Genomic DNA, 22,871 nt, shown 5'->3' on the forward strand with positions numbered 1-22,871 from the left:
CCGTCGCCGCTTGTTATTGATTCACTGGCCAGGAATCTCCTTGCGCAGTTTGACCGGTTCGATCGGTTCTCCATGCTTCTTCCTGGCCATCGCGGTGCGCAGACGGATATTGACCGCTTCCACCGCCAGCGAGAATGCCATGGCGAAGTAGACGTAGCCCTTGGGTACGTGTACGTCGAAGCTATCCGCGATTAGCACGGTGCCCACCACAATCAAGAATGACAGGGCGAGCATTTTCAGGCTCGGGTGCTTGTCGATGAAGTCGCTGATGGCGCCGGAGGCCCACATCATCACCAGCACGGCGACGACGATTGCGGCGACCATCACCGGCACGTGGGAAACCATGCCGACAGCCGTGATCACCGAATCCAGCGAGAACACGATGTCGATGATGGCGATCTGGATGATGGTGCCGATAAAGTTGCCACCACCCTTGGGGCCATCGCCGGTTTCATCTTCGCCTTCCAGCCCGTGATAGATCTCGGTGCTGCTCTTCCACAAGAGGAACAGGCCGCCGAAAAACAGGATCAGGTCACGACCGGAAATACCCTGGCCGAAGACCGTGAACAGGTCGCTGGTCAGACGCATGATCCAACTGATCGACAGCAGCAGCAGGATTCGCGTGACCATGGCCAGCGCCAGGCCGAACAGGCGGGTACGCTTCTGCAGGTGCTTGGGCATACGACTGACCAGGATCGAAATCATGATGATGTTGTCGATACCAAGCACGATTTCGAGTGCGGTCAGGGTAAAAAAGGCAACCCAGATTTCCGGGTTGGTCAGCCATTCCATATCGTTTCCTTACCAAAAGAAAGTAGTTAAGCGGCCGGCAGTATCGCGTTTACCGCTTGTCCGAGCTTTATAAAAAATTGTCGGCAGCGACCGTTATCGACCGAACAACGGGAAGATGCCCAGAGCAAGAGCAGTAACCTTGACTTCCTCCCCGCCGTGAAGAGGCTGTCGCGAAAGTCCATTACCGCATTTTATCGACAATGGACTTTCGCGACAGCCTCTAAAAGTACGGGGTTTCTCGCGTAAATATGATGATCATGGCGAAGCCGAGGACAGTCAGCATGACGAGTGCTCCAGAAGTGAGAAAATAGGCGCGGATTCAGCGAATGGCGCAGGGTGATCGGCAGGCATGGATGAACCGTTCCGTGGTGATCCTGCATGACCAAGCTTTCAGATAGCTTTCGGCGGGGCAGGCAGTGTTTATGTGAAGTGCAGACAAAGTGGGAAGAAAGGTTTTGCCAACTGTTTGGGCGAAAATCGTGCTGCTACGCTTGGCTGTATGGCGAGTCGACGCCGTGTTGGGATAGGCTTTGGCCGTGTCAATCTGCCTGATCGCAAGGAATAACCATGAGTACTCAAGTCGCTGCAAAGACGGTTGTCTTCTACGAAAAACCCGGCTGTGCGGGTAACCGCCGGCAGAAGGACTTGCTTCAGGAGCACGGCATTGCGCTGGATGTCCGGGACATGAGCAAAGGTTCCTGGACCAAAGAGAAGCTGGAAGCTTATTTTGGCGACAAGCCGAACGAGGCCATCGTCAACACCTCGTCGCCGTTGATCAAGTCAGGTGACGTCGACCCCGCGGCGCTGAGCCGGGATGAGCTGATCGAGAAGATGCTCACGACCCCGCTATTGATCAAACGCCCGCTGATCGAATTCGGTGACACCCTGCTCTGTGGTTTCGACATCCCGCGTCTGAACTCGCTGTTGGGCATTCAGATGCCGGTTCCCGAAACCATCAACAGTTGCCTCTCCACTGACAAGTGCTCGCATCACGCGCATTGATCGGCACGCTTTAATGTACGGCCTGTTCATTCGAGCAAGCCGTTTTTCCTGAGCCTTCTACATCCGCCACTGCACCCCCATGTACAGGCTGCGCCCGTCGCCCGGCAGGAACTGGGCGCTGTCCTGCCCCTTGGCATCGGCGATCACGCCTGTAGTGGAGCTGTAGGTGCGGTCCGACAGGTTGCGGCCTTCGATGAAAAAGCCGAAGCCTTTATCGGGCCGGTAACCGGCCTTCAACCCCCAGAGCGCATAGGCATCGGCGTAGAGTGTTTCTGCATGGTCAACGTTGTAATGGGTCGGCACCCACTCGAAGGTCGGGCCGGCATACCAGCCGTTGCGCTGCCACATGACTTCGCCCTTGAGAAACTGCTTCGGCATGCCTGCGATTTGATGGTCGCCATAGACCTTGTCGTTGTCGAAGCGGAAATCGTTGTACAGATACTGGCCGCGCAGGGCGAACTGGCCGAGGGTCAGTGCGCCGCCCAGCTCAAGGCCCTGATGGATGGTTTTGTCGGCATTGAGCGTGCCCAGTGGCTGGCCGGTGCTGTCGTTGAGCGAGAGTAGCTCGTCGCGCAGCTCGCTGCGGTAGATGGCCAGATCCAGATCGAGGCTGCCGTGCGAGAAGCGCATGCCGGCTTCGAATGTTCGTGCCCGCTGGGCATCGTTGCTGGTCAAGACCTGTCCGCCGGTGAGTTCGCTGAAGGTCGGTGGTTCGTAGCTCTGGCTGAAGTTGGCGAATAACTGCACGTTTTCAGCCAGGTCATAGCGCAGGCCGAGTCGACCGATACGGCCCACATAGGTCTTGTTGAAGGATTCGTCCTGATACACGCAGGACGTACTGACGGCAGCGTTGCATCTGAGCCGGTCGTCGACGTCGCGTTCCTGGTGAATCCAGGTCAGCCCGCCGATCAGTGCCCAGCGCTCAGCCAGCGGGATTTCCAGCTCACCGAAGACGCTCATGTTGCGGGCGGTCTGGATGAATTCGTTGACTTTGCGGCCCTTGTGTCCGCGAACGTTCAGGTAGCGTGAATCGTGGTTGCGGCCATGGGTGAGGTCGATTCCGCCGTTCCAGCGCCAGCCTCGGTCGTTCTGCCATTTGTGGGTCAGACGCAGGCCGTAGTCATCGCTATCGACATCCAATACCTGGTAGATCGGATGCAGCAACGACTTGTGGCTATAGAAGGTCGCCAGGCTCAGGCTATGCCCGCCGTCCAGTTCGAGGACGCTGATGTTGCCGACGCGATTGAGGGTGAAGTCGCGCTTCTGGTCGCCGCTGATATTGCTCGCTGCCGCCTGTTCACGGTCCTTGCGCAGCTGCTTCTTGGTCAGATTGCCGGGCAGCTCGGAGTCGGTTTCCACGTGGGTCAGGTAGAAGCGGGTTGCCAGGCGTTCGCCAAGACGGCCACCAAGGTTGGCGAAATAACGCTGGTTGTCCTGGCGGGAATGGTCGCGAAAGCCATCCTGAATGGAATCGGATAGGCTGACGAAGGCATCCCAGTTGCCGAAATCCTGACCGAAAGCAGCGTAGGTGCGGTGATAGTCGAAGCTGCCTTGTTCGTAACGGACATCGGCAGTTGGTGCTGTCTTGCCGGTGGGTGTGACGAAATTGACCGAGCCGCCCAGGCTGGTTACGCCGTAGCGCCAGGCGTTGGCGCCGCGCAGCACTTCGATGTACTGCGTGGCCAGGGGCTCGATGACCTGGAAATCGAAGCTGCCATCGCCCAGGTTGACCGGCGCGCCGTCCTGCATCAGCAGGATGCCGCGTCCGTGAAAGGTACGTTGCAGACCCGAGCCGCGAATGGACAATCGCGACTCTTCAGAGCCGAAGCGCGGTTGCACGAATACTCCGGTCGCCAGACCCAGAGCATCCTGTACCGTGCTGCTGCGGCCACTTTTGTAGGTTTCGGCGTCGACCACATTCGCGCCGCCGGGCACCTTGGCCAGGTCGGCTTTCTTTTCCGCCAGGGTCGGCGCGGTCGGATCCGGCTTGTGCGTGCCGGCAATGGTGGTCTGGTCGAGTTCGAGCTGCTCGGCCTGGGCCACTGCAGCGAAGCTGATGCACAGGGTCAGCAGGCCCTGTGTGGAAAGGTGGCGCATGGCGCACTCCTGGAATCGTATCGTCGGTGTTCTGGTTGTCGAAACAGACATTCCGCAGTTACGCGAACCGGTATGAAAACCGCAGGCGAGCCAAAGGATCGCCTGCAGGGTTACCGGTCAGCGGTGCGGGTGGACGAGCCGAAGCGCTAGGGCGCGCAGGGGTTGGCCGGAGGCCAGGCCTGGCGAGGGCGGGGTTTGTGGCATGGGGGGCGGCGCAAGCGTTTGTCGCCGCAGTAGCGCAACCAGCCCAGGCAGATCAGGGCAATGGCGCCGAAAACGAAGGCGGAGCAGAACGGGCAGTCGCCCGGCGCTTGTTTGAACGACAGGTCGTCTTGTAGATCCAGATCGAGCCCCGGCCCGGCGTGGCCTTCGGCCGAACAGAACAGCCCGCCGCCAGCGTTGAGCTGTAATCCGCTCAGTTGACCATGCGTGATGCTGCAGGCGAGCGCACTGAACAGGACGCAGACATAGAGCATCCAGGCAATCAGCGAACGGTCGGTACGGGCAGGATTCATGAGGGCGACTCTAGCATTACGCCGTAGCAGATGAGCAGCCCGCTATGATTTGTCGCAGGTTGATCTTGAATGTTCGGGCTGGCCGAGTCCTGCTGCAAAAATGACCGAACAGGGACGGCCGGATGCCGAATCAAGCGGCTCATACAGGGCTTCGAGCCGCAATCCGGCCGTAACCAATAGCTTGATCCAGGCGCCCAGTGGGCGGAAATACCAGGGAGCGGCACGGCCAAAAGCGCCGGGACAGCCTGCCCAGCTACCCTGGCGCCAGCCTTCGCGATAATCCTGCCCAGGCATGCCGACTGCCAGCGGATGCAGGGTCTGGATCAGCAGCGTTCCATTCGGCTGTAGAAGTTGCGGGACACGACCGATTACCCCACAGGTGGATTCGTTTCCAAGCAGGGAAAAATTGCACACGACCATCTCTACGCAAGCAAGCGGTGCTCCGGCAGCCAGGGCTGCGTAGGTCATTTCCTCGTAAGTACCGGGACTCGAGGCCCTGGCTTTTTCCAGCAAGGTCGGAACGCCATCGATGCCATGGATTTCTATCCGGTCTGCAGCCAGCGCTCGCCCCAACCAGCCTTCGCCGCAACCCATGTCCAACAAGGTTGTCGGCGCCCGTTCACGGATGGCAGCCAGGATGGCGGCATTGGTCACTTCGACCCGGCTGGCGATGCGGTCGGTCGCAATCGCTTCAGCCCAGGCTTCGGCATTTTCATGCCATGTCTCGATGATGGTGTGTTCTTCGGGTGAAGACATCAGGTTTGCCACTGAGCGTAGATATTTCGATAGATCGTTTATTTATTACAACTTATGGATGATTGAAAAAAACAATTATTTCCAGACATTCAATAGTGAATGTCGCATGTGGCGCTTTTTCAGGTGTTCTAGTCGGGGTAATTTGTAACCAAATAATAAAAAACCTTTCCAGGCCACTGATATTTCAAGCCGTAGCCAAGGCAATTGACGAGAAATACCTTTGGCGCACCTGATAAATGAGGTTATCCATGAAAAGATCAGTCTTTTTATTGTTGGTATCGCTGTCCGGATTCGCCATGGCGGATTCTTCCATTCCTGCTGATGCTTCCGCACAACAGCCTGTATTACCGACAGTGCAGGCAACGCATCAGCACGCTGCCGGTTCGTCCGGGCAGCCGGTGAAAACCGAGCAGTACGAATACGGCATGAAGCTGGATATCCACCACCCGGTCACCAAGTACGGCAGTAACTACGCAACCCAGTGCGGTGCCGTCCCGGCGCACATGTACTACGACGATTCGCAAGGACAGCACCATGACCTGGCCTACATGGTCCAGGGCCAGGGTTGTAATGGCAGCTGATCGAAAGCAGCCGGATGCTTTGCACACTTCAGGCCGACCGAGCCCGGTCGGTCCCGGCCCCCTGGTTTGTGCCATGTTCGATTTTCTCAGGCCGGTACTGGCTTCAACTGCCGATAGCCGCTGGGTGAAGCGGATAACACAGCCTCTCATTGCGCTCCGAAACCGCTTTGCATAACCACATTCGCTATTGAGCGAATGGATTTGTTACCAGGCATTCAACAGTGCATGTCGCATGTAGTGCTTACTCGGCATGAATCACGCGAATTAGAGTTACATCAGAAAAATAAGACCTTCTCTTTCATTCAACTGTACTTCCAGGCGTAGCCAAGGCACCTGACGAACCTGCCTTCGGTGTGCCTGATAAATGAGGTTCATCATGAAAAGGTTGGTTTTTTTGTTGTTGGTATCCCTATCCGGATTCGCCATGGCGGATTCTCAAGTTCCCGATCAGGCTGCCCAGCCGGCTGTGAAAACCGAGCAGTACGAATACGGTATGAAGTTGGATGTACATAATCCTGTCACGCATTACGGCAGTAATTACAGAACCAGCTGCGGTGTGGTGCCAGCGCGTATGACCTATGAAGATTCGCAAGGCCAGCGCCATGAAATCACCTATACGGTTGCTGGCATGGGCTGGGGTTGCAGCGGTAGCTGAGTAGCTGTCAGCCAGTTCGAGCGGTCACGGACGTCTATTTCCGAGACGTCCGCCGAACCTACCGCCAGGATCGCCCTGAGTCATCTCGCTTCCATGGATTTCGACCGCTGCAAGGGCGGATCGAATTGTTCGTTTCCTGCCTGCCGTCTCCTCCTTACCGGCCTGAAAGGCTGCATTACTACGATTGCCCGAGAGCCGCATAACCGGGCAGGCTTTCCTGCTTTAACGCCCGAATTTGCCTGCCATCCGCTTTGGCGAGAGGGTATCGGCCTGCCTCGAAATTGCAGCAACGGGATAATAATGAGGACGACGAGCCCTGGAATTCCCGAACCGGCTCGGGAAAAAGTCTTCGAGCGCTTTCACCGGCTTGACTCCAGGCGCGGTGGTGCCGGGCTGGGGCTGCGCCGGCATGTTGCCGAGCGTTCGACTCCGGCACGGTAGCCATTGCAGCATGCTTGACGGAAAATGCCGGCGTTTGCCCGATCTTGCACATTGAAATGGTCGAACGCATGGCCGTGAAGTACGTCCATATGACTTCGCCCGACCCACGATGAAGCAGTTTCGCAGCACCGTGATGTCTGGCGAAGCGCCTGTCTTGCAAGCGGCAATGAGCCGAGGATACAACGAAGCCCCGCTCCGATTGCCGAATAATGGAGTTATCGCTACGAATAGCGACGGAGTAGCGCAATTTTCATCGAATTCTTGCGGATTTCGGCACTAACCAAGAAAGTGTTCATTGGCAAGACGAATGTCCCGAAATCGTTCAAGCGGAGCGGCGTGTGCTTTGCATGACGCTTGAAAAATCACTGGCCGCCAGGTTTTTCGACGATCAGCCAATCAGTACAAAATATGAGGTGGATGATATGGAAGAAATCATCGAACAGTTGCGAGAACTCAACGAGCCAGTCCCGGTTCCCCTGGAACTGCCCGATGACGATTTGCTGGTGGCGATCGAAGAGGAACTGTTGATCAACCTGCCCTTCGAACTTCGCGAGTTTCTGCTCAAAGTCAGTGATGTGGTCTACGGTCGGCTGGAGCCGGTGACAGTCACCGATCCGCAGTCGCACACGTATCTGCCGGAAGTGGCTGCCAACGCTTGGGATGCCGGCGTGCCACGCGATTTGTTGCCAATCTGCCAGGATGGCGAGGATTACTATGTTGTCGATATTGAAAACCAGGTACTGCTCTGGTCTGGTGACGAGGAGAACCTGACTGACAAGGTATGGGATTCGGTCTGGCACTGGGTCAGGGATGTCTGGCTGGAAAGTTAGTTGGAATAAAATCGAATTTTGTTTTCGGTGAACGCCATGATGAATGTGGAAAGTCTGATCCTGCTAGTGACGGTAGCCGCTGGTGCCTTCTGGCTCTGGCATTCCTATGGCATTCGCGAACACGCCCTGGCGGCGGTGCGCCGGCACTGCGCCAGGGAAGAGGTCGAACTGTTGGACGACAACGTAGCCTTCCAGCGTATCGGCATGCTGCCGGACAGGCACGGTAGAAAGCGCCTGGGGCGGCTTTATGGCTTCGAATTCACCGTGACCGGCGAGCAGCGTTATCCGGGGCAGATTGTCATGTTCGGTAGCCTGGTCGGCAGTATCGAATTCGCGCCGCATGTCGCCAGGTTATTGATCGATACCGGTTCCGCTGCGGCCATGCCGATGCCGATGCCGGCGGTTCCCGCACCGACTCCGACCCGCAAGGGCGAAGTGATCCGCCTGGAGGACTGGCGCAAGCTGCACGGAACCCGGCAGACGCCGCGCAAGTAAGGCCGTGTTCTCAGGCGATTCGACAGGCAGCCAGCCTGGCCGTGAGCCAGGCTTCGACCTGCGGCTGCTCGAAAATCAGTTCGAGGCGGGAATCCCGGCGCCATTCGCTGGGCTTGAATTCGGGTGCTTGCCCCGCAACCGCATTGGCGGAGCACCAGCCTTGCCCGGTATGCAGGACCAGCTTGGCGCGGCGCCAGGACAGCTCTGCCAGCCAGTCCTGTAAGCGTGCGCAATCGAAGCGCTGGCTCGGGTGCCAGCGCCAGCCGATGCTCCAGCCCTCGGTGCTGCCGTGGCTCTGACAAACCGGCTGATCCGGATTGAGCCACACGAAAGGCGCCATGTGCATCGTTTGCGATTTCTGGCCGGGCGGGTTTGCCGCTTGCCTATGTATGCCTGGCAGCTCGGCGAGCGCCAACTGTGCCTGGCTGGTCCAACGCTGAGCAGTGTCCGGCAGCCGGCTGGCCAGATGCTGGCGTGCCGCCTGGTCCAGCGCTTCGCTCTTGTTCAGCACCAGCAGGCCCGCTGTCGCGAGGACGTCCTGCTGGCTGGCCGGCAATGCCTGACCGGCAGCGAGCGCAGCAGCATCCACGACCAGCACCAGAGGTTGCAATGCCAGGATTGCGTCCCAGGGCGCTGCGGCCAACTGGTGCAGCAGTTCGCCTGGGTGCCCGAGGCCGGATGGTTCGATCAGCAGCCGCTGCGGCCGAGCTTGACGCAGGAGCTTGCCCAATCCGACCTGAAAGGGCAGGCCATTGACACAACAAAGGCAGCCACCGGCTATTTCGGCGAGCTCGACGCCCTCCGCCGTGCGCTCCAGCAGGGCGGCATCCAGACCGATCTGGCCGAACTCGTTGAGCAGCACTGCCCAGCGTTCGTGCGCCGGCTTCTGTTCCAGCAGGCAGCGGATCAGGCTGGTCTTGCCGGCACCCAGCGGCCCGGCGATCAAGTGGGTTGGAATGTCCTTCAGCATGGGTATCCGTCGGTATCTGGCTGCATGCTAGAGTGACACGTTTTTAGCGGGTGGCGACGTTTCGGCAGCGCTGTGCTGGAGTGTCGAGAGGTTTGGGGAGGGTTATCCATGCGCCTGTCGTTGGTCTTGTTGCTGTTGGTTCTTGGCGACTGGGCGCTGGCCGATGCCTGTGTCGTCCATAGCCAGGGCAAGGAGCTGGATGTGAAAGTCTGCCAGCAAAACCGCAGCATTCCGCCGAACATGTTCCGCTCGGGGTTCTGCCAGCCACGGCTGAAAGGGCAGAAGGTCGAGGTGACTTTCGTCGAGCAATGCCCTGTCGGCTTTTTCGGCACCTGTCGCAATGCCAGGATCAACGGCACTCCCTACCAGCAGGATATCTACTATTATGGTGTCGCCAGCGATGCGCGCTTCCTGAAACCGGCCTGCGAACGGCAGAGCAGGGGAACCTGGTTCGACTGACCGGCAAGTATTCGCTACAGCGATACCATTGCCAGGTCGAATAGATGCGGCCGGATTCGAGATCATATCGATGTATGCCAGACTGCATGAACAGGTCACGACCACCCCGAGGGTTCGTGCCGAGATACAGGTTGCTCCGCACTCAACAAACGATCGAGCACTGGCAGAACCCCCACCGGGTCAGTATCTGCGCCATTCAACGCTGAAGCTGTTTTAAAATCATGTAAAACATATTTCTATTCTTTATAAAAATTATGATTTCCATGGTCTGAACCTGGCTTTTTGTTTGACCCATTCGATACGCTGATTTTGTCTTGCTTTGAGTGGAGTAGCATATTCCATATTACAAATGCCATTGATTTTTAATGATGATATTTCTTTTAAATAAAAGCCAAATATCTCTTTCATGGATTTTCAATAGTTTCTGAGAGACATGGGATTAATCGATTGAAATGTTGCCGATTAGATATTTTATTGATATATAAATTTAACTGATAAAATTAATTAATTTATGGTTGGAATTGTGATTTAGATAAACTATTTCTTAATAACATAGTTATTGAAATAATTCTCATATATAAGCCGATAATGTCTGTTACATTGATGAAATTGCTTTGTATTTATAAATGCATTCTCATTGAGAAAATTTTGTGAAAAAAATGTTAAATAAATCTATTCTGGTGGACTTAATAATTTGTTAAGGATTCGCTAATCATCATGTAAACATTCCTTCTCTTGAGGATTGTTTGCATGATGCTGTCGAAGATTCGGCAACTAGAAGCGTTTGCCAAGATAGGTAATATTGCTTCACTAAATGTATGCCTGCACGCACCAATCACAACTCCAGCTCGACAGCAAGTTGAGCAATTTATTCATCATCGTTTCGCTTCTCATTATCAAGCTAATGTGCAGCATTTCATGCCAGTTCTTTTGGCAATGCAGAATACCGAAGGAGAAATTCAAGGTGCGGTAGGGCTTCGTCAGGCTAATGAGCCATTTTTCCTCGAGCGTTATTTGGATAAGGCTATAGAACAGCTCATTGTAAATAGTTGTGATCTTTCAATGAGTCGGGCACAAATCCTTAAAATTGGAAACTTCGCTGCAATCGGAGCAGCATCGATCCCTTTTTTAATTATTGTGTTAACCGAGCTATTAGCCGCGCTGAATTACCGTTGGGTTGCCTTTACGGGTACTCCAATGTTGATCAACAGTTTAGCCGTCTGAAGATGGATCTTCTTCCTCTTATGCCTGCTGATCCGCGGCGCATGGGTTCAGAGCTGGCTGATGGGGGTAACTATTACGATTGCAATCCATGGGTCATAGCAATTGATGTGCAGCATGCACATCGCATGCTGCTTTCAGCGTCATGCTCGCCAAAAATATAAACAGAATGGCTAATCCGCTGATTCTGGAAAATATACGGGCAGTTAATTTTTGCCAATAGTAACTTGCGTGCGAAAATTAACTTAGAGTCATGATTATAAAGATATAGGTTTGTTCTCTAATCACACTGATAGTTATTTTAAAAACCTGTCTTTTTTAGGAGGCCGGACCACATATTTTACTTCTGGTACACCTGGTGAAAGTTACACGTCTGCTCTATCGAGGATTTGAAGGAAGCACTTACAGGCATCCCTATGATTTTTAAAAAATATTAATCATAGAGCTAAAGAACTTTCTTAATAAATGGATCTTCTCTGTAGTTGAGGAAATAATCTTGAATTGCTCAATGACAATAAAACAGCCCAGTCGACTGGATTGGGCTGGACTAGGCTGGATGTTCCTATTCTTCTGGTATTTTTCAGGCGTTACGCAGCTTCTGATTTTGCTATCGGACTCTGCTGGATTTACTGGTTTCCGCCAATCTGCACTGGTTAGCACCTTATGGATGATTCCATTGATACTGTTTCCAGCCCGGATGCGGTGGTTGGCTGCCATGATAGGCATTCCCCTCTGGATATGCTCATTAGCAGGGTTTGGCTATTTCTTGGTTTACGGGCAGGAATTCTCCCAAAGCGTCATTTTTATCATGTTCGAGTCCAACCAGAGCGAAGCCAGTGAATATTTGATGCAGTATTTTGCTTGGTGGATGGTGCCGCTTTTTATCGGTTACGGATTGGGCGCCTGGTTGTTATGGCGGAAATTACGCCCCGTCTACCTGCCATGGCCCAAAGCCATATTTGCTTGTCTTCTGCTCTTTACCCTTTCACTGGGTTATACCGTGACCCGGCAGTTGATCATAAATGCAGACAGCCACCGTGCACTGGATAAAATCGAAGACCGCTTGGAGCCTGCTACTCCTTGGCAGTTGATCGTAGGATATCACCAGTATCGGCAGCAGCTAAGCAACATGCAGGCAATGCTGAAAAACAAGAATAGCGTTGCACCTGTCAAACATCTGAGCGATGCCCGAGCAGGGTTACCCTCCACACTCGTGTTAGTCATTGGCGAATCGACTAACCGGCAGCGCATGAGCCTGTACGGATATCCGCGTCAGACCACGCCCAATCTGGATCGGCTGCGCAACCAACTGGATGTGTTTGATAACGTCGTAACGCCTCGCCCTTATACGATTGAAGCGCTACAGCAAATACTGACCTTTGCCGATCAGGAAAACCCGGATCGCTATCTGACCACACCTTCAGTGGTCAATTTAATGAAACAGGCCGGCTATAAAACTTTCTGGATCACTAATCAGCAGACCATGACTAAACGCAACACCATGCTTACTACGCTTTCACAAGAGGCGGACAAGCAGGTTTATCTGAACAATAACCGTGAACAGAACGCCCGTCAGTACGATGACGATGTACTGAAACCCTTTGATAACGTACTAGCTGATCCTGCTCTACGTAAATTCGTAGTCGTACATTTATTGGGTACGCACATGAACTATCAGTACCGCTATCCGCCCGAGTATGAGTTTTTCACTGATCGTCGCGGTGTACCGCCAAATGTAACCGACCATCAACTATCCACTTACAATAGCTATGACAATGCTGTGCGTTTCAATGACCAGGTGGTGTCCACCCTGATTGAGCACTTTGCAGCAACCAAGCCAGATGGTTTCTTGCTCTACCTCTCCGACCATGGCGAAGCCGTCTTCGACCCTGATCACCCCGATGTTTTAGGCCGTAGCGAAGGGGCGCCTACCGCACCGATGTATACCGTCCCGTTCATTATCTGGCGCTCGCCCAGTTGGAAAGCTCATCAGCAACTCGATCTGGCATCGATGACATCGAGGCCCTATAGCAGCGCCCATTTCATCCATACGTGGGCAAACCTTGCAGGATTACACTTTGACGAGCTCGACTATAGTAAAAGCCTGGTCAGCACCCAATACCAGGTACATCCCTTATTGATCGGCAATCCTGAGCATCCCAAGAATCTGATCGATTTCAGCGAGATTTCGCCTGGACTCTCTCAGCCATTAGCGAGAGAAAAAGAGATAGCCAAGTCTGCCAGAAGAAAAACCATCAATTCGCATCTGTAAAAGCGCCGATAAGGCCGTGGCATCGATCAAGCATTGGCCGGTATCACCCCTTCACACATACCACTTGCCGCAGCGTGTGTACGATTTCCACCAACTCGCGCTGGGCAGCCATGACGTTATCGATGTCCTTGTAGGCCATGGGGATTTCGTCAATTACAGCGGCGTCCTTGCGGCATTCCACATGGGCGGTGGCACGGATCTGGTCTTCGATGCTGAATAGCTTCTTGGCCTGGGTCCGGCTCAGGGTGCGGCCGGCGCCGTGGCTGCAGGAGCAGAAGGATTCTGGGTTGCCCCGCCCTCGGACGATGAAGCTCTTGGCACCCATGGAGCCGGGGATGATGCCCAATTCGCCTTTTCGCGCCGATACTGCGCCCTTGCGGGTTACCAGGACTTCTTCGCCGAAATGGCGCTCCTTCTGCACGTAGTTGTGATGGCAGTTCACTGCCTCCAGAGCAGCATCGAAGGGCTTGGCGATGACTTGGCGTGCCGCGGCAATCACTGCCTGCATCATCACGTTGCGATTCTGCCGAGCGAAATCCTGCGCCCAGCCGACCGCTTCGAGGTAATCCGCGAAATGCCGGCTGCCTTCCTCGAAATACGCCAGATCGCGGTCCGGCAGATTGGCGAGGTGCTGACGCATATCGGCCTGGGCCAGTTCGATGAACAGGCTGCCGATGGCATTGCCGACGCCGCGTGAGCCGCTGTGCAGCATGAACCAGACGCGCTCGGTCTCGTCGAGGCAGACTTCAATGAAATGATTGCCGGTGCCCAGCGTACCCAAATGATGGCGGTTATTGGTTTTTTCCAGGCGCGGGTACTTGTCGACGAGGGTCTTGAAGCCTGCTTGCAGAGCCGACCAGGCTTGCTCGACCGGCGTTGGCAGGTTTTCCCAGGCGCCTTTGTCGTGCCTGCCGCGCCCGGTGGTTCGCCCATGCGGTACCGCTTTTTCGATGGCACTGCGCAGGCCGTGCAGGTTGTCCGGCAGATCGGCGGCACTCAGTGAGGTACGCGCGGCGATCATTCCGCAGCCGATATCCACGCCGACCGACGCTGGAATGACTGCGCCGACAGTGGGTATCACGCTGCCGATGGTCGACCCCTTGCCCAGATGCACATCCGGCATTACCGCCAGGTGTTTGAAGATGAACGGCATCCTGGCGGTATTCAGCAATTGCCGCTTGGCATCCTCTTCTACCGGCACGCCTTGGGTCCAGAGTTTGACGGGCTTGCCGCCTGTGATTTCCAACTGTTGGTAGGTGGCTTGGTGCATGGCTTGATTCCTGACGCTACCGGGATCGGCAAAGGTACGAGGCCATCGCTGGAGTAATCTCGGTAGCAAACGACTCAACTCCAAGGCTTGGAACGGCACGTTATCCAGCCACCGTTTCGCCGTGTATGGCGGGCGAGCAGGACATTCTCCAGCCTACGCTTGAGCAAGCCTGGGTGGAAATACCTCAGGTCGGCCAGGTTCAGGCCAGGTATTCGAGTGAGGTGGGGTCATGCTTTACGCGCCATGTCCGATGCTGTGCAGCAAGCCTGCACACATGTTGGTCGAGACCGAGCCGGGATTGGCGGCGATGGCTTGGGGTGAATGATTCAGTGCCGAGTCGAATCCCTGGCTGAATTCGATGCCGTAGTCCTCTGCTTCACCATATATCAACTGGCCAGCCTGACGGTTGCGCACCTTATAGGCTGCCAGGTCTTCACTGGACGCTCCGCAGATTTTCGCTTTCGCGTAATGGGTGCCGATCAGACTGCCCCAGTCGGTGGCCGGAGTGATCGTCTGGGCGAAAGTGGAATTGGCAGCCAGGCATAGCAGGGCGGCGATGATGATTTTGTACATGGCTGGTTCCTCTGGAGGTTGATCGTTTGCTCCAGTTCAGAATGCCAAGGCGAGCTTGCTTGAAAATTAATCTTGGGCTTTCGGCTTTGGGGGGGCGTTGCGTTCCGTTTTCCATGGCGGCAAATATTGTCGCAACGGACTGTCGAACAGCCGCTGCAGCACACGCACGAGGCGTTCCGTGCCAGCGAAGCCGATCGTGGCGCGGTTCAGTTCGGCGCGGGCGTGGTCGTCCAGCACGGCATAGCCGTGCCTGCGCCAGAACGTACCGTCCTGAGCCAGGCCGTCCAGCAGATCGGGTTGAGCCTGTTTCAATAATGCCGTCACCTGCTCGGGTGCCATGTCCTGATAGCGCAGGTGGCGTTCGGGAAGGCGCCAGCGACCGTCTACATCCACCCAACCTTGCAGGGCGCTGCCAACCCGGATGCCGGCTTCGGTGAACACCCGGATGTCGCGTGGCTGCAGCGGCGCGAAGGAGAAATACAGGCGTCCGGCCAGGCTGTCCCGGCATGTGGCCAAGCGGGCTATGGCGCTGGGGGCCTGGCTCTCGATCAGGGCTTCGGTGCGTTGTGCGATCCGCTCGTCGAAACGCGCCGCGATGGCTCGCAAGCTGGCCGCGGTGGCGTTGGGGCCACGAAAATCCGCTTCGATCCAGGATTGGCCGGATTGCTGTTGGAGGCGTTTGGACCAGTATTCCATGTCGATACCGATGGTCAGTCGACTGTTGCCCAGCCGGGCGATCTGTCTCCGGTCGCTGCCGGCGGGCCAGCGGGCGACGACGTTCAGGCCGATTGCTTCGAGCTGGCGGACGATCCCGCGCCAGGCTCCCTCCATTTCCCGGCAGAGCAGGGTGATGTCATAGGGACCGGCTGTCGCCGACGGATTCGCCCAGCTTTGCCAGGTGCCGGTGAGGGTGGCGTGGGTATCGCCGATGCCATCGCCTCGGCGAAAACCGGCGCAGTGTACCGGCACCACGGGTTTGCCAAGAGCGCTGCGCTGTTGCCGGGCCACACTGTCGAGGTCATCGCCGATCAACGCGATGGGGCAGGTGGAGAGCAAGGTCATGCCTCGATGCAGGGGAAACAGACGATCCGCTTCGAGAATGGCCCGGGCCAGCTTGCGTTCGCCGCCGAACACCACATCCCGTTCCTGGAAATCGGTGCCCAGGTTGAGGCCGGAAAATCGCTCCAATCCCATGGGGCCAGTCGCCTGGGGCCGATTGGCGTGGCCGTAGACGCCACAGCCCACCGGGCCGTTGGTAATCTGCAGCAGATCCTGCTGCGGCGCCCAGAAGGTCGCGGTCTGACCACCGTAGAGGCAGTTGCCGATGGCCTGGCGCCCGGTCTGGATACGATTCAGCGTCCGGTTCCAGGCCGGCAGGCTGAGCGGTGGGCAGCCCGCTGCCAGTGGCGGGTACTGGATGGCTTGCCGGTGCAGTTTTTCCGATAAGGGCTGGATGTCGTTCATATCAGTTGTTCATCTCGTTGTGGCGACGGCCGTCCGGCCCCTTGCCTTGCAGCATCAGCTCCAGTTCCTGGTCGGACAATGCGTAGCGGTAGAAGCGAGCGTAATAGGTGCGGATTTCCTGGCGCAGATCGAGATCGGCGAACAACTGCGGATAAAGCTCCTTGGCCAGGTAGAGCATCAGCAGCACACCCTCGGTGGAGCCATCCCAGTAGAAGACGCCTTCGGGCAGTTCCTGGACGCGGCCGTCGCGGACCGCCGCGATCTGCTTCCAGCGCGGGTTTGCGGTCACCCGTTCGGCGGAGTACTGGCGACCGATATTGATCACCTGCGGGTTCCAGTTCAGCAGTTCTTCCATGGCGACACTGCCTCTGCCGGCCAGCCGGGTGCGGTCGATGACCATGTCGGCCCCGGCGATCACGCCGTACCAGTAGGTATTGGAGGTCAGGCCCTGGGTATCGGTGGCTGCCGGGCCGCGGACATGGAACAGGCGGATCTTCTGCGCGCTGGGAATTTGCGCGGTCCGCTCCCTGACCATGGCGACCAGACGGTCGTGATAGGCGCACCATTCTTCGGCGCGCGCGGCATATTGCGGACCGAGCACCGCGCCGAAGAGGCGCAGCATCCGTTTGCGCGATTCGACAAAGGCTTCGATGCTGTCGATTGCCCCCACTGGCTGCGAAACCAGGGTGGGGATACCCATCTCGGCAAGGCGTTCGATTTTGCCCGGCGCCGGATAGCCGTAAGTATGAAAGACCACGTCCACCTGGCGGCGCAGCAGTTCTTCGCTGTCGGGATCGGAGCCCAGTTGCTGGATGCTATCGAGCGCGGGGTTGGTCTGGCGCATCCAGGGCGCGTTGGTGCGGATCATCATGGCGATCCGCTCGCTGGCACCGAGCAGGAACAGCTTTTCGTAGCAGAGCACTTCCAGGCAGGCGATGCTGCGGATGGTTTCGGGAACGGCGACCGTCCGGCCCGCCATGTCCACTACCTGCCGGCTGGCGACAGGTGCGGTGGGCGAGGGTTTATCGCAGGCGCCGAGCAAGAGCGGCAACAGGACCAGCAGCGGAGCGATTCGCATCCGGGTCACCAGTCCAGCTTGGCGGTGAAGGAGGTCATGCGCGGCGCGCCCAGTAGCAGGCCATCGCCGGTGCGGTAATAGCTCCAGTAGTCCTTGTCGAACAGATTATTGACGAACAGGTTGAACGTCAGCCGATGCCCGGCGAATTCCGGCTGGTAACGGATGCCGGCGTCGTAGGTGGTGGAGCTGTGCAGGTAGTCGTTGTTGGCCGCATCCACCGGGCGTCTACCGGAGTAATTGGCGGCGCCGCTCAGCGTCACGTCGGGTAGCTGCAACTGACTCAGGTTGTATTCCACATAAAGGCGCCCCTGTTTCTCCGGCACGTTGACCGGAATGTTGCCTTCCAGGGATTTGTTGTTTTTGGCCTTGGTGACTTCCGCCGTCATCAGGGTATAGCCGCCAACCAGGGTCAGGTTGTCGGTGAGTTTGCCAGTGGCGGTGAACTCGATGCCCTTGTGGACTTCCCGACCATCCTTTTTATACGTGTTGTCCGCCGGGTCGGTGTACTCGTTGACCTTGTCGATATGGAACAGCGCCAGCGTCAGATCCATCCGGCCCACGGTGGCTTTGGCACCGATCTCATATTGCTCGCTCTTGCTCGGCGAGAGAATTTCATAGGCATTGGCGGCGGTAGCGGGAGCCGAGCCACCGTTGACCAATCCCTCCATATAGGTGACGTAAGTGGTAAGCGTCGGAATCGGTTTGTAGATCAGCGAGTAGCTGGGCGTGGTCTTGCGCTGGGTGTATTTCGCCGTCCCCAGGCTGGTGCCGCTGCCCCAGGTTTTCTGACGGATTTCGGCGCGGTTGAAGCCGATGACGGCCGACCAGGCGTCGTTGAATTCCAGGCGGTCGCCGATTACCCAGTTGCGATAGAACTGCTTGTACCAGACATTGGTCGGGCCGATGTTCTGGATGGGGCGGGCATAGGTGGTCGGTGCGTCGATAGTGGACATGCCGAGCGCCGTGGTCACGTCATTGCCGCGGGTGTACTGGTACTTGTGTCCGGTAAAACCCATGGTCAGCTTGTGCCCGATGAAGCCGGTGCGGAAATTGGCGTCCAGCAGGGCAAAGCCCGAATAAGTACGTTCCGTCTGGCGGGTGCTGCCGCGCGCCGTTTCCCGGTAGTTGCCGTCGTTATCGGTCAGCGTGGCAGTGGTGTATTGGTAAGCACGCCACATATTGCCGTAGCGAAAGGACGAGCGCAGGGTGAAGACCTCGTTGAGGTTCGATTCGAAGCCGATGCCCGACAGGGTCTTGTGCGATTTGTTGTAGCTCCAGTCCTGCCCGTACTGGGTTTCTGCATCGAAATGCCGGGCCGAGGGTACCTTGATCCCGCCTGCCGGGTTCACATTGATGTAGGTCTGCAACCCGCGCATATCCAGATCCTGATACCAGATATCGGCGAACACGCGGGTATCCGGCGTCAGTTGGTAGCTCAGCACGCCGGAAACCAGGCTGCGTTCCTGGTGACTGCCTTCGACATAGGTATCGCCGCTTTCATCGTAGAGATTGAGCCGATAGCTCAGTCGGCCAGCCTGATCGATGGGGCCGCCAAGGTCGACATGCTGGTAGTCGATGCCGCCGCCGTAGCGCCCGACGGCCAGGCTGGCCAGCGGTGCGGCGGTCGGCTGCTTACTGACATAGTTGAGCGAGCCGCCCAGAGAGGTGAAACCATAGAGAAAGCTGGACAAGCCATTGAGCACTTCGATGCGCTCGACGTTTTCCAGCGGAACGAAGGTGAAACTGCGGTCGACCACCCCATCACGAAAGTCGCCCTGATCTCCGGCGGTGAAGCCCCGGATCATCACCCGCGACAGGCCACTGTAGGTGTTGGATTCCGCCAGTGTGGAGACCGTCGGATTGGTTTTCAGCGCCTGGGAAACCGTATGCGCGCCACGGTTTTCGAACAGTTCTCTTGACGTCACATTCAACGAGTAGGGGGTATCCTTGAGCGGTACTTTACCCAGCGGACCGGCGGTAGCGGTGCTGGTGCGGTAGCCGCTTTGTGCCGAACCCTCGCTTTGCTCCTGCTGTGCACCGATTTGCATCGTGCTCAGCTCCAGCTTTTCGTTGCGTTCCTCTTCCTCGGCATCTTCGGCATGCGCCAGCGGTAGAACGAGACTGGCGGCCACCAGCGAAATCCAGTGGCCCGGATGCGTAATTTTGAACATTCAGTGCTATCCCTCTTGCTGATCTGTAGATGCTCTGGAGCGGACATCTCGGAGCAGGGCACAGGGCAAGCTTTGTACCAGCGATTTTTTCGCACCTGCGGGTACGGAGGATGCGCTTGGTACATGGATGTATGGAAAATCATTCTCATTAAGGCGAGTGCCAATACGAAAATGTAAGCGGTGCTGCCGTAATGTTCGAGACGGTACGTGAGGCGTGGGAAGCGCTCGTCCGGCTATCTGCCCGAGCTTCCCTTGGCGTCTTGTTGCGAGCCGCCCAGCAGGCTATCCGCATCGCCGCAGAACATCTGAATCCGCGAGCGCAGCCAGCGTTCGGCCGGGTCGTTGTCCTGGGTGCCGCGCCAGACCATGTGCAGTTCGAAAGACGGTGTAGCCAGCGGCAGCGCCTCGGCCCGCAGGCCACCGGCAGCGGTCAGCGCGGCCGCGGCATAGTCGGGCACGCTGGCGACGATATCGGTGCCGGCGAGCAGGTTGGCCAGCCCGTTGAATTGCGGCACAGCCAGTACCACACGGCGAGTGCAGCCGAGCTTGGCCAATTCCTCGTCGACGAACCCGGAGAGATCCCCGGCGAACGAAACCAGCGCATGTGGCCGCTGGCAGTAGTCCTGCAGGCTCAGCGCACCGGGTATGGCATCGGCGCGCAGCAGCCGGGGCGCGCTTTTGCGCAGCACCTTGCGCTTGGCGTTGGCTGGCAGTTCCTCGGTATAGCTGACGCCGACCGAAATCTCCCCGGAAGCCAGCAACTGCGGCATCAGCAGATAATTGGCCCGCCGCACCACCAGGGTGATGCCTGGCGCCTCGGCACGCAGGCGGCGCAGCAGGGACGGCAGCAAGGCGAACTCCACATCGTCGGACAGGCCGACCCGGAACACTGCCGTGCTGGTCGCCGGGTCGAACTCGGCGGCGCGGCTCACAGCGGTGGAGATGGAGTCCAGCGCCGGCGAAAGCAGGGCGAAGATTTCCCTGGCCCGGGTCGTCGGCTCCATGCTGCGGCCGGTCCGCACGAACAGCGGATCGTCGAACAGGCTGCGCAGTCGCGCCAGCGCCGCGCTGATCGCCGGCTGGCCGAGAAAAAGCTTTTCCGCCGCACGGGTCACGCTGCGTTCGTGCATCAGCGTCTCGAAGACGATCAGCAGGTTCAGGTCGAGGCGGCGCAGATCGTTGCGGTTCACGGCATTCATTCGCTTGGAGTCGAAAGGAAAGGTGCCGGGTGGGCGGGGTATGCGTCAAGCGCAAGGCCTACCCGCGAGAAACGTCCGGCCTCGGTAGGGGTCGGATGAAGCCAGAAGGGGAGTGCGGATCACTGGTGTGCATGTCCACTATTGTCCCGGATCGATAGCGTCATCCGTCAACCCCAGATAGAGTTCGGAGCACGTTTCTCTCTGCGAGGTGGACGATGTCCCGCATGATTCGCTTCCACACATTCGGTGCCGCCGACGTGCTCTGTCTGGAGCAGTCGCCCACGCCAGCGCCGGGAGCCGGCGAGGTATTGGTGCGAACCCGGGCGCTGGGCATGGGTTGGCAGGATACGTTGTGGCGGCAGAACCTGGCCGCCGAGCCGGTGCGCCTGCCGGCCGGGCTTGGTTGCGAACTGGCTGGAGTGGTCGATGCGGTGGGGCCGGAGGTGGAAGACCTGGCGCCGGGCATGCCCGTGGCCAGCTTTCCCGCCTTCTCGCCCAATCGTTATCCCGCCTGGGGCGATCTGGTAGTGATGCCGCGTGCGGGGCTGACGCGTTACCCCGAGATACTTTCCCCGCAACAGGCGGCGGTACATTACACACCTTATCTAAGCGCCTACTTCGGCCTGATCGTGCGCGCGGGCCTGCGCTCCGGCCAGAGCGTGCTGATCACCGAAGCCGGGCATTGCTTCGCGCCACAGGCGGTGCAACTGGCCAAGGCGCTCGGCGCCGAGGTGATCGGCTCCACCAGCAAGCCGGGCAGCCGTGATTTCATTCGAGCCATGGGCGCCGACCGAGTGATTCTCACCAGCGAACAGGATCTGGTGCTGGAAGTGGAGCGGCATACCGGCGGCAAGGGTGTCGATGTGATCCTCGATCAATGTGCCGGCCCGCAAATGAAACTGCTCGGCGATCTGGCGGCGGTACGCGGCAAGCTGGTGCTCTGCGGCCTGCACGGCGGCAACGACGCGAGCTTCCCGGCCAGCGCGGCTTTTCGCAAGCATCTGCAGTTCTTCCGCCACTGTATTCTCGACTTCACCGGCCACCCGGACCTTGGTATCGAACCGGACCGCAAGGCCGTCGAGTGCGCCCTCTGGCATATCAACGAACTGACCGCCCAGGGGCTGCTCGCCGCCCCCATCGACCGGGTATTCCCGTTCGAGGAATTCGTCGAAGCCAATCGTTACCTGGAACTCTGCCCGAGCCGGGGGCGGGTAGTGCTTGAGCTGGAGGCTCAGGGGTAGCTGCTGGCCCGCACGAGCAGCCTGACCAGTTCCGCCTGCCGTTCCGTACCGGTTTTGCGAAACAGGGCCCGCAGTTGGCTGCGCACGGTCGTGATCGAAACGCCCAATTGCGTGGCGCAGACGTCCGGTGTGTGGCCTTTGGCGAGCAGTTCGGCCAGGCGGCATTCGGCTGGCGTGAACTGGAAGATTTCAGCGAGTTGCTGTGTGCGCAGCCGATTATCCAGCAGGGCGACCAGTGCCAGCGGTTCCTGGAGCATCCGGTTGAACTGGGCCTGGGCACTGACTGGCGCGACCAGCAGTTCGCGGCCCGAGCCATCGGCCAGGTGCAGCCAGCCGGCCCGTTGTGGCCGCAGGCCGTGCGGATCAAGGCGGGTAGCGCGCTGGCTGAATCACGCGCCTGCAGGCGGTTTTGCCGCTCCCTGAGCATGAAGGCCGGCTCGGTCTGGCTGCGTTCGGCCGCCGGGTTGCAGAACAGTACCGTGCTGCGCTTGTTCACCAGCCACAGCGGTATCTCGCTCTGAGCCAGCAGCAGGTCGCGTTTTTGCAATTCCAGGTCCAGCCGGTCGAGCTTGCGCGCCAGGGTAGCTGCGCGCGCCAGATGTGGCGCGATCAGCTGCAACAAATGATTGCGCCACTCGGGCAGGCTGGCCGGGTCACGGTCGTTGTCCAGCCCGAGATAAATGGCCGATTCATGATTTTTGAATAATTTGCTGCAAGAGATGCTGCGAATACCCCATTTACGCAGATGTTCCTGATGGAATATGCCCTTGTCGAGGATCTCGGCATCGA

Annotated in this window: 21 protein-coding genes and 1 pseudogene; 11 read left to right on the forward strand and 11 right to left on the reverse strand. The window is 57.8% G+C overall.

Annotated elements, in window-relative coordinates; genetic code table 11:
• Nucleotides 1-21 precede the first annotated feature (21 nt).
• A complete protein-coding gene (locus FHR87_RS07395; RefSeq protein WP_183166076.1) occupies nucleotides 22-792 on the reverse strand; it encodes a TerC family protein in 771 nt (256 codons plus the stop codon).
• A gap of 567 nt (nucleotides 793-1,359) precedes the next feature.
• Between FHR87_RS07395 and FHR87_RS07400 the strand changes: the two genes are divergently transcribed.
• Entirely contained in the window at nucleotides 1,360-1,794 is a 435-nt protein-coding gene (locus tag FHR87_RS07400) for an ArsC/Spx/MgsR family protein (protein WP_183166077.1), read from the forward strand.
• A gap of 57 nt (nucleotides 1,795-1,851) precedes the next feature.
• Here the strand turns inward: FHR87_RS07400 and FHR87_RS07405 are convergent, their stop codons facing one another.
• The 3 genes from FHR87_RS07405 to FHR87_RS07415 form a co-directional block, all read right to left on the reverse strand.
• Nucleotides 1,852-3,891, reverse strand: a complete 2,040-nt coding sequence (locus FHR87_RS07405) for a TonB-dependent receptor family protein (protein WP_183166078.1) — start codon at nucleotides 3,889-3,891, stop codon at nucleotides 1,852-1,854.
• Between the two features lie 146 nt (nucleotides 3,892-4,037).
• Nucleotides 4,038-4,406 (reverse strand): DUF2946 family protein, encoded by a 369-nt coding sequence (locus FHR87_RS07410; RefSeq protein WP_183166079.1) that lies wholly within the window; start codon nucleotides 4,404-4,406, stop codon nucleotides 4,038-4,040.
• Between the two features lie 42 nt (nucleotides 4,407-4,448).
• Nucleotides 4,449-5,162: a class I SAM-dependent methyltransferase gene (locus FHR87_RS07415; RefSeq protein ID WP_183166080.1), complete on the reverse strand. Its 714-nt coding sequence runs from the start codon at nucleotides 5,160-5,162 to the stop codon at nucleotides 4,449-4,451.
• 248 nt (nucleotides 5,163-5,410) lie between these two features.
• On the opposite strand from FHR87_RS07415, the gene FHR87_RS07420 reads away from it, so the two are divergent.
• The 5 genes from FHR87_RS07420 to FHR87_RS07440 all read left to right on the forward strand — a co-directional run bounded on the left by FHR87_RS07420 (nucleotide 5,411) and on the right by FHR87_RS07440 (nucleotide 8,164).
• Nucleotides 5,411-5,743 carry a DUF2790 domain-containing protein gene (locus tag FHR87_RS07420; RefSeq protein WP_183166081.1) on the forward strand — a complete coding sequence of 111 codons (333 nt, stop codon included), beginning with the start codon at nucleotides 5,411-5,413 and terminating at the stop codon, nucleotides 5,741-5,743.
• Nucleotides 5,744-6,119: 376 nt separating this feature from the next.
• Complete coding sequence (locus tag FHR87_RS07425; protein ID WP_183166082.1) at nucleotides 6,120-6,398, forward strand: DUF2790 domain-containing protein; 279 nt, start codon at nucleotides 6,120-6,122, stop codon at nucleotides 6,396-6,398.
• Nucleotides 6,399-6,698: 300 nt separating this feature from the next.
• Nucleotides 6,699-6,839 carry a hypothetical protein gene (locus tag FHR87_RS07430; protein ID WP_221189773.1) on the forward strand — a complete coding sequence of 47 codons (141 nt, stop codon included), beginning with the start codon at nucleotides 6,699-6,701 and terminating at the stop codon, nucleotides 6,837-6,839.
• A 422-nt stretch (nucleotides 6,840-7,261) separates the two neighbouring features.
• Nucleotides 7,262-7,669, forward strand: a complete 408-nt coding sequence (locus FHR87_RS07435; protein WP_183166122.1) for an SMI1/KNR4 family protein — start codon at nucleotides 7,262-7,264, stop codon at nucleotides 7,667-7,669.
• 36 nt (nucleotides 7,670-7,705) lie between these two features.
• Nucleotides 7,706-8,164, forward strand: coding sequence for a DUF3301 domain-containing protein (locus FHR87_RS07440; RefSeq protein WP_183166083.1), 459 nt, complete (start codon nucleotides 7,706-7,708; stop codon nucleotides 8,162-8,164).
• 10 nt (nucleotides 8,165-8,174) lie between these two features.
• Here FHR87_RS07440 and FHR87_RS07445 read toward each other — a convergent pair whose 3' ends face one another.
• A complete protein-coding gene (locus tag FHR87_RS07445) occupies nucleotides 8,175-9,134 on the reverse strand; it encodes a CobW family GTP-binding protein (protein WP_183166084.1) in 960 nt (319 codons plus the stop codon).
• A 108-nt stretch (nucleotides 9,135-9,242) separates the two neighbouring features.
• Here FHR87_RS07445 and FHR87_RS07450 point away from each other — a divergent pair, with 108 nt between their 5' ends.
• The 3 genes and pseudogenes from FHR87_RS07450 (at nucleotide 9,243) to cptA (ending at nucleotide 13,086) form a co-directional block, all read left to right on the forward strand.
• On the forward strand, nucleotides 9,243-9,593 hold the full coding sequence (locus FHR87_RS07450; RefSeq protein ID WP_183166085.1) for an NADH:ubiquinone oxidoreductase: 351 nt from the start codon (nucleotides 9,243-9,245) through the stop codon (nucleotides 9,591-9,593).
• 753 nt (nucleotides 9,594-10,346) lie between these two features.
• Nucleotides 10,347-10,978, forward strand: a pseudogene (locus FHR87_RS07455) (thermostable hemolysin).
• Between the two features lie 344 nt (nucleotides 10,979-11,322).
• Entirely contained in the window at nucleotides 11,323-13,086 is a 1,764-nt protein-coding gene (cptA, locus tag FHR87_RS07465) for a phosphoethanolamine transferase CptA (RefSeq protein ID WP_183166088.1), read from the forward strand.
• Between the two features lie 43 nt (nucleotides 13,087-13,129).
• Here cptA and FHR87_RS07470 read toward each other — a convergent pair whose 3' ends face one another.
• From FHR87_RS07470 to FHR87_RS07495, 6 genes are all read right to left on the reverse strand, one after another.
• Nucleotides 13,130-14,356 carry an RtcB family protein gene (locus tag FHR87_RS07470; protein WP_183166089.1) on the reverse strand — a complete coding sequence of 409 codons (1,227 nt, stop codon included), beginning with the start codon at nucleotides 14,354-14,356 and terminating at the stop codon, nucleotides 13,130-13,132.
• 234 nt (nucleotides 14,357-14,590) lie between these two features.
• Nucleotides 14,591-14,929, reverse strand: coding sequence for a hypothetical protein (locus FHR87_RS07475; protein ID WP_183166090.1), 339 nt, complete (start codon nucleotides 14,927-14,929; stop codon nucleotides 14,591-14,593).
• A gap of 66 nt (nucleotides 14,930-14,995) precedes the next feature.
• Nucleotides 14,996-16,393, reverse strand: coding sequence for a nitrogenase component 1 (locus tag FHR87_RS07480; RefSeq protein ID WP_183166091.1), 1,398 nt, complete (start codon nucleotides 16,391-16,393; stop codon nucleotides 14,996-14,998).
• 1 nt (nucleotide 16,394) lies between these two features.
• Nucleotides 16,395-17,471, reverse strand: coding sequence for an ABC transporter substrate-binding protein (locus tag FHR87_RS07485; protein WP_183166092.1), 1,077 nt, complete (start codon nucleotides 17,469-17,471; stop codon nucleotides 16,395-16,397).
• Between the two features lie 5 nt (nucleotides 17,472-17,476).
• Nucleotides 17,477-19,642, reverse strand: a complete 2,166-nt coding sequence (locus FHR87_RS07490) for a TonB-dependent receptor (RefSeq protein WP_246335825.1) — start codon at nucleotides 19,640-19,642, stop codon at nucleotides 17,477-17,479.
• Between the two features lie 233 nt (nucleotides 19,643-19,875).
• On the reverse strand, nucleotides 19,876-20,832 hold the full coding sequence (locus FHR87_RS07495) for a LysR family transcriptional regulator (protein WP_338021229.1): 957 nt from the start codon (nucleotides 20,830-20,832) through the stop codon (nucleotides 19,876-19,878).
• A 224-nt stretch (nucleotides 20,833-21,056) separates the two neighbouring features.
• Here FHR87_RS07495 and FHR87_RS07500 point away from each other — a divergent pair, with 224 nt between their 5' ends.
• Together FHR87_RS07500 and FHR87_RS19155 are read left to right on the forward strand one after the other, a co-directional pair.
• Complete coding sequence (locus FHR87_RS07500; protein ID WP_183166093.1) at nucleotides 21,057-22,082, forward strand: zinc-dependent alcohol dehydrogenase family protein; 1,026 nt, start codon at nucleotides 21,057-21,059, stop codon at nucleotides 22,080-22,082.
• A gap of 107 nt (nucleotides 22,083-22,189) precedes the next feature.
• The gene (locus FHR87_RS19155) at nucleotides 22,190-22,603 is read left to right on the forward strand and encodes a hypothetical protein (RefSeq protein ID WP_246335828.1); all 414 of its coding nucleotides are present in this window, start codon (nucleotides 22,190-22,192) and stop codon (nucleotides 22,601-22,603) included.
• Nucleotides 22,604-22,871: the final 268 nt, after the last annotated feature.

This window comes from Azomonas macrocytogenes (genome assembly GCF_014191985.1).
Classification (GTDB): Bacteria; Pseudomonadota; Gammaproteobacteria; order Pseudomonadales; family Pseudomonadaceae; genus Azomonas; species Azomonas macrocytogenes.

Excerpts from the sequence above, each read along its gene's own strand:
- FHR87_RS07445 (WP_183166084.1), bottom strand. The coding sequence starts at position 9,134 with ATGCTGAAGGACATTCCAACCCACTTGATCGCCGGGCCGCTGGGTGCC.
- FHR87_RS07425 (WP_183166082.1), top strand. The coding sequence starts at position 6,120 with ATGAAAAGGTTGGTTTTTTTGTTGTTGGTATCCCTATCCGGATTCGCC.
- FHR87_RS07415 (WP_183166080.1), bottom strand. The coding sequence starts at position 5,162 with ATGTCTTCACCCGAAGAACACACCATCATCGAGACATGGCATGAAAAT.
- FHR87_RS07430 (WP_221189773.1), top strand. The coding sequence starts at position 6,699 with ATGAGGACGACGAGCCCTGGAATTCCCGAACCGGCTCGGGAAAAAGTC.
- FHR87_RS07470 (WP_183166089.1), bottom strand. The coding sequence starts at position 14,356 with ATGCACCAAGCCACCTACCAACAGTTGGAAATCACAGGCGGCAAGCCC.
- FHR87_RS07400 (WP_183166077.1), top strand. The coding sequence starts at position 1,360 with ATGAGTACTCAAGTCGCTGCAAAGACGGTTGTCTTCTACGAAAAACCC.
- FHR87_RS07500 (WP_183166093.1), top strand. The coding sequence starts at position 21,057 with ATGTCCCGCATGATTCGCTTCCACACATTCGGTGCCGCCGACGTGCTC.
- FHR87_RS07440 (WP_183166083.1), top strand. The coding sequence starts at position 7,706 with ATGATGAATGTGGAAAGTCTGATCCTGCTAGTGACGGTAGCCGCTGGT.
- FHR87_RS07435 (WP_183166122.1), top strand. The coding sequence starts at position 7,262 with ATGGAAGAAATCATCGAACAGTTGCGAGAACTCAACGAGCCAGTCCCG.
- FHR87_RS07410 (WP_183166079.1), bottom strand. The coding sequence starts at position 4,406 with ATGAATCCTGCCCGTACCGACCGTTCGCTGATTGCCTGGATGCTCTAT.
- FHR87_RS07405 (WP_183166078.1), bottom strand. The coding sequence starts at position 3,891 with ATGCGCCACCTTTCCACACAGGGCCTGCTGACCCTGTGCATCAGCTTC.
- FHR87_RS07395 (WP_183166076.1), bottom strand. The coding sequence starts at position 792 with ATGGAATGGCTGACCAACCCGGAAATCTGGGTTGCCTTTTTTACCCTG.
- FHR87_RS07485 (WP_183166092.1), bottom strand. The coding sequence starts at position 17,471 with ATGCGAATCGCTCCGCTGCTGGTCCTGTTGCCGCTCTTGCTCGGCGCC.
- FHR87_RS07420 (WP_183166081.1), top strand. The coding sequence starts at position 5,411 with ATGAAAAGATCAGTCTTTTTATTGTTGGTATCGCTGTCCGGATTCGCC.
- FHR87_RS07490 (WP_246335825.1), bottom strand. The coding sequence starts at position 19,642 with ATGTTCAAAATTACGCATCCGGGCCACTGGATTTCGCTGGTGGCCGCC.
- FHR87_RS07480 (WP_183166091.1), bottom strand. The coding sequence starts at position 16,393 with ATGAACGACATCCAGCCCTTATCGGAAAAACTGCACCGGCAAGCCATC.
- FHR87_RS07475 (WP_183166090.1), bottom strand. The coding sequence starts at position 14,929 with ATGTACAAAATCATCATCGCCGCCCTGCTATGCCTGGCTGCCAATTCC.
- FHR87_RS07450 (WP_183166085.1), top strand. The coding sequence starts at position 9,243 with ATGCGCCTGTCGTTGGTCTTGTTGCTGTTGGTTCTTGGCGACTGGGCG.
- cptA (WP_183166088.1), top strand. The coding sequence starts at position 11,323 with ATGACAATAAAACAGCCCAGTCGACTGGATTGGGCTGGACTAGGCTGG.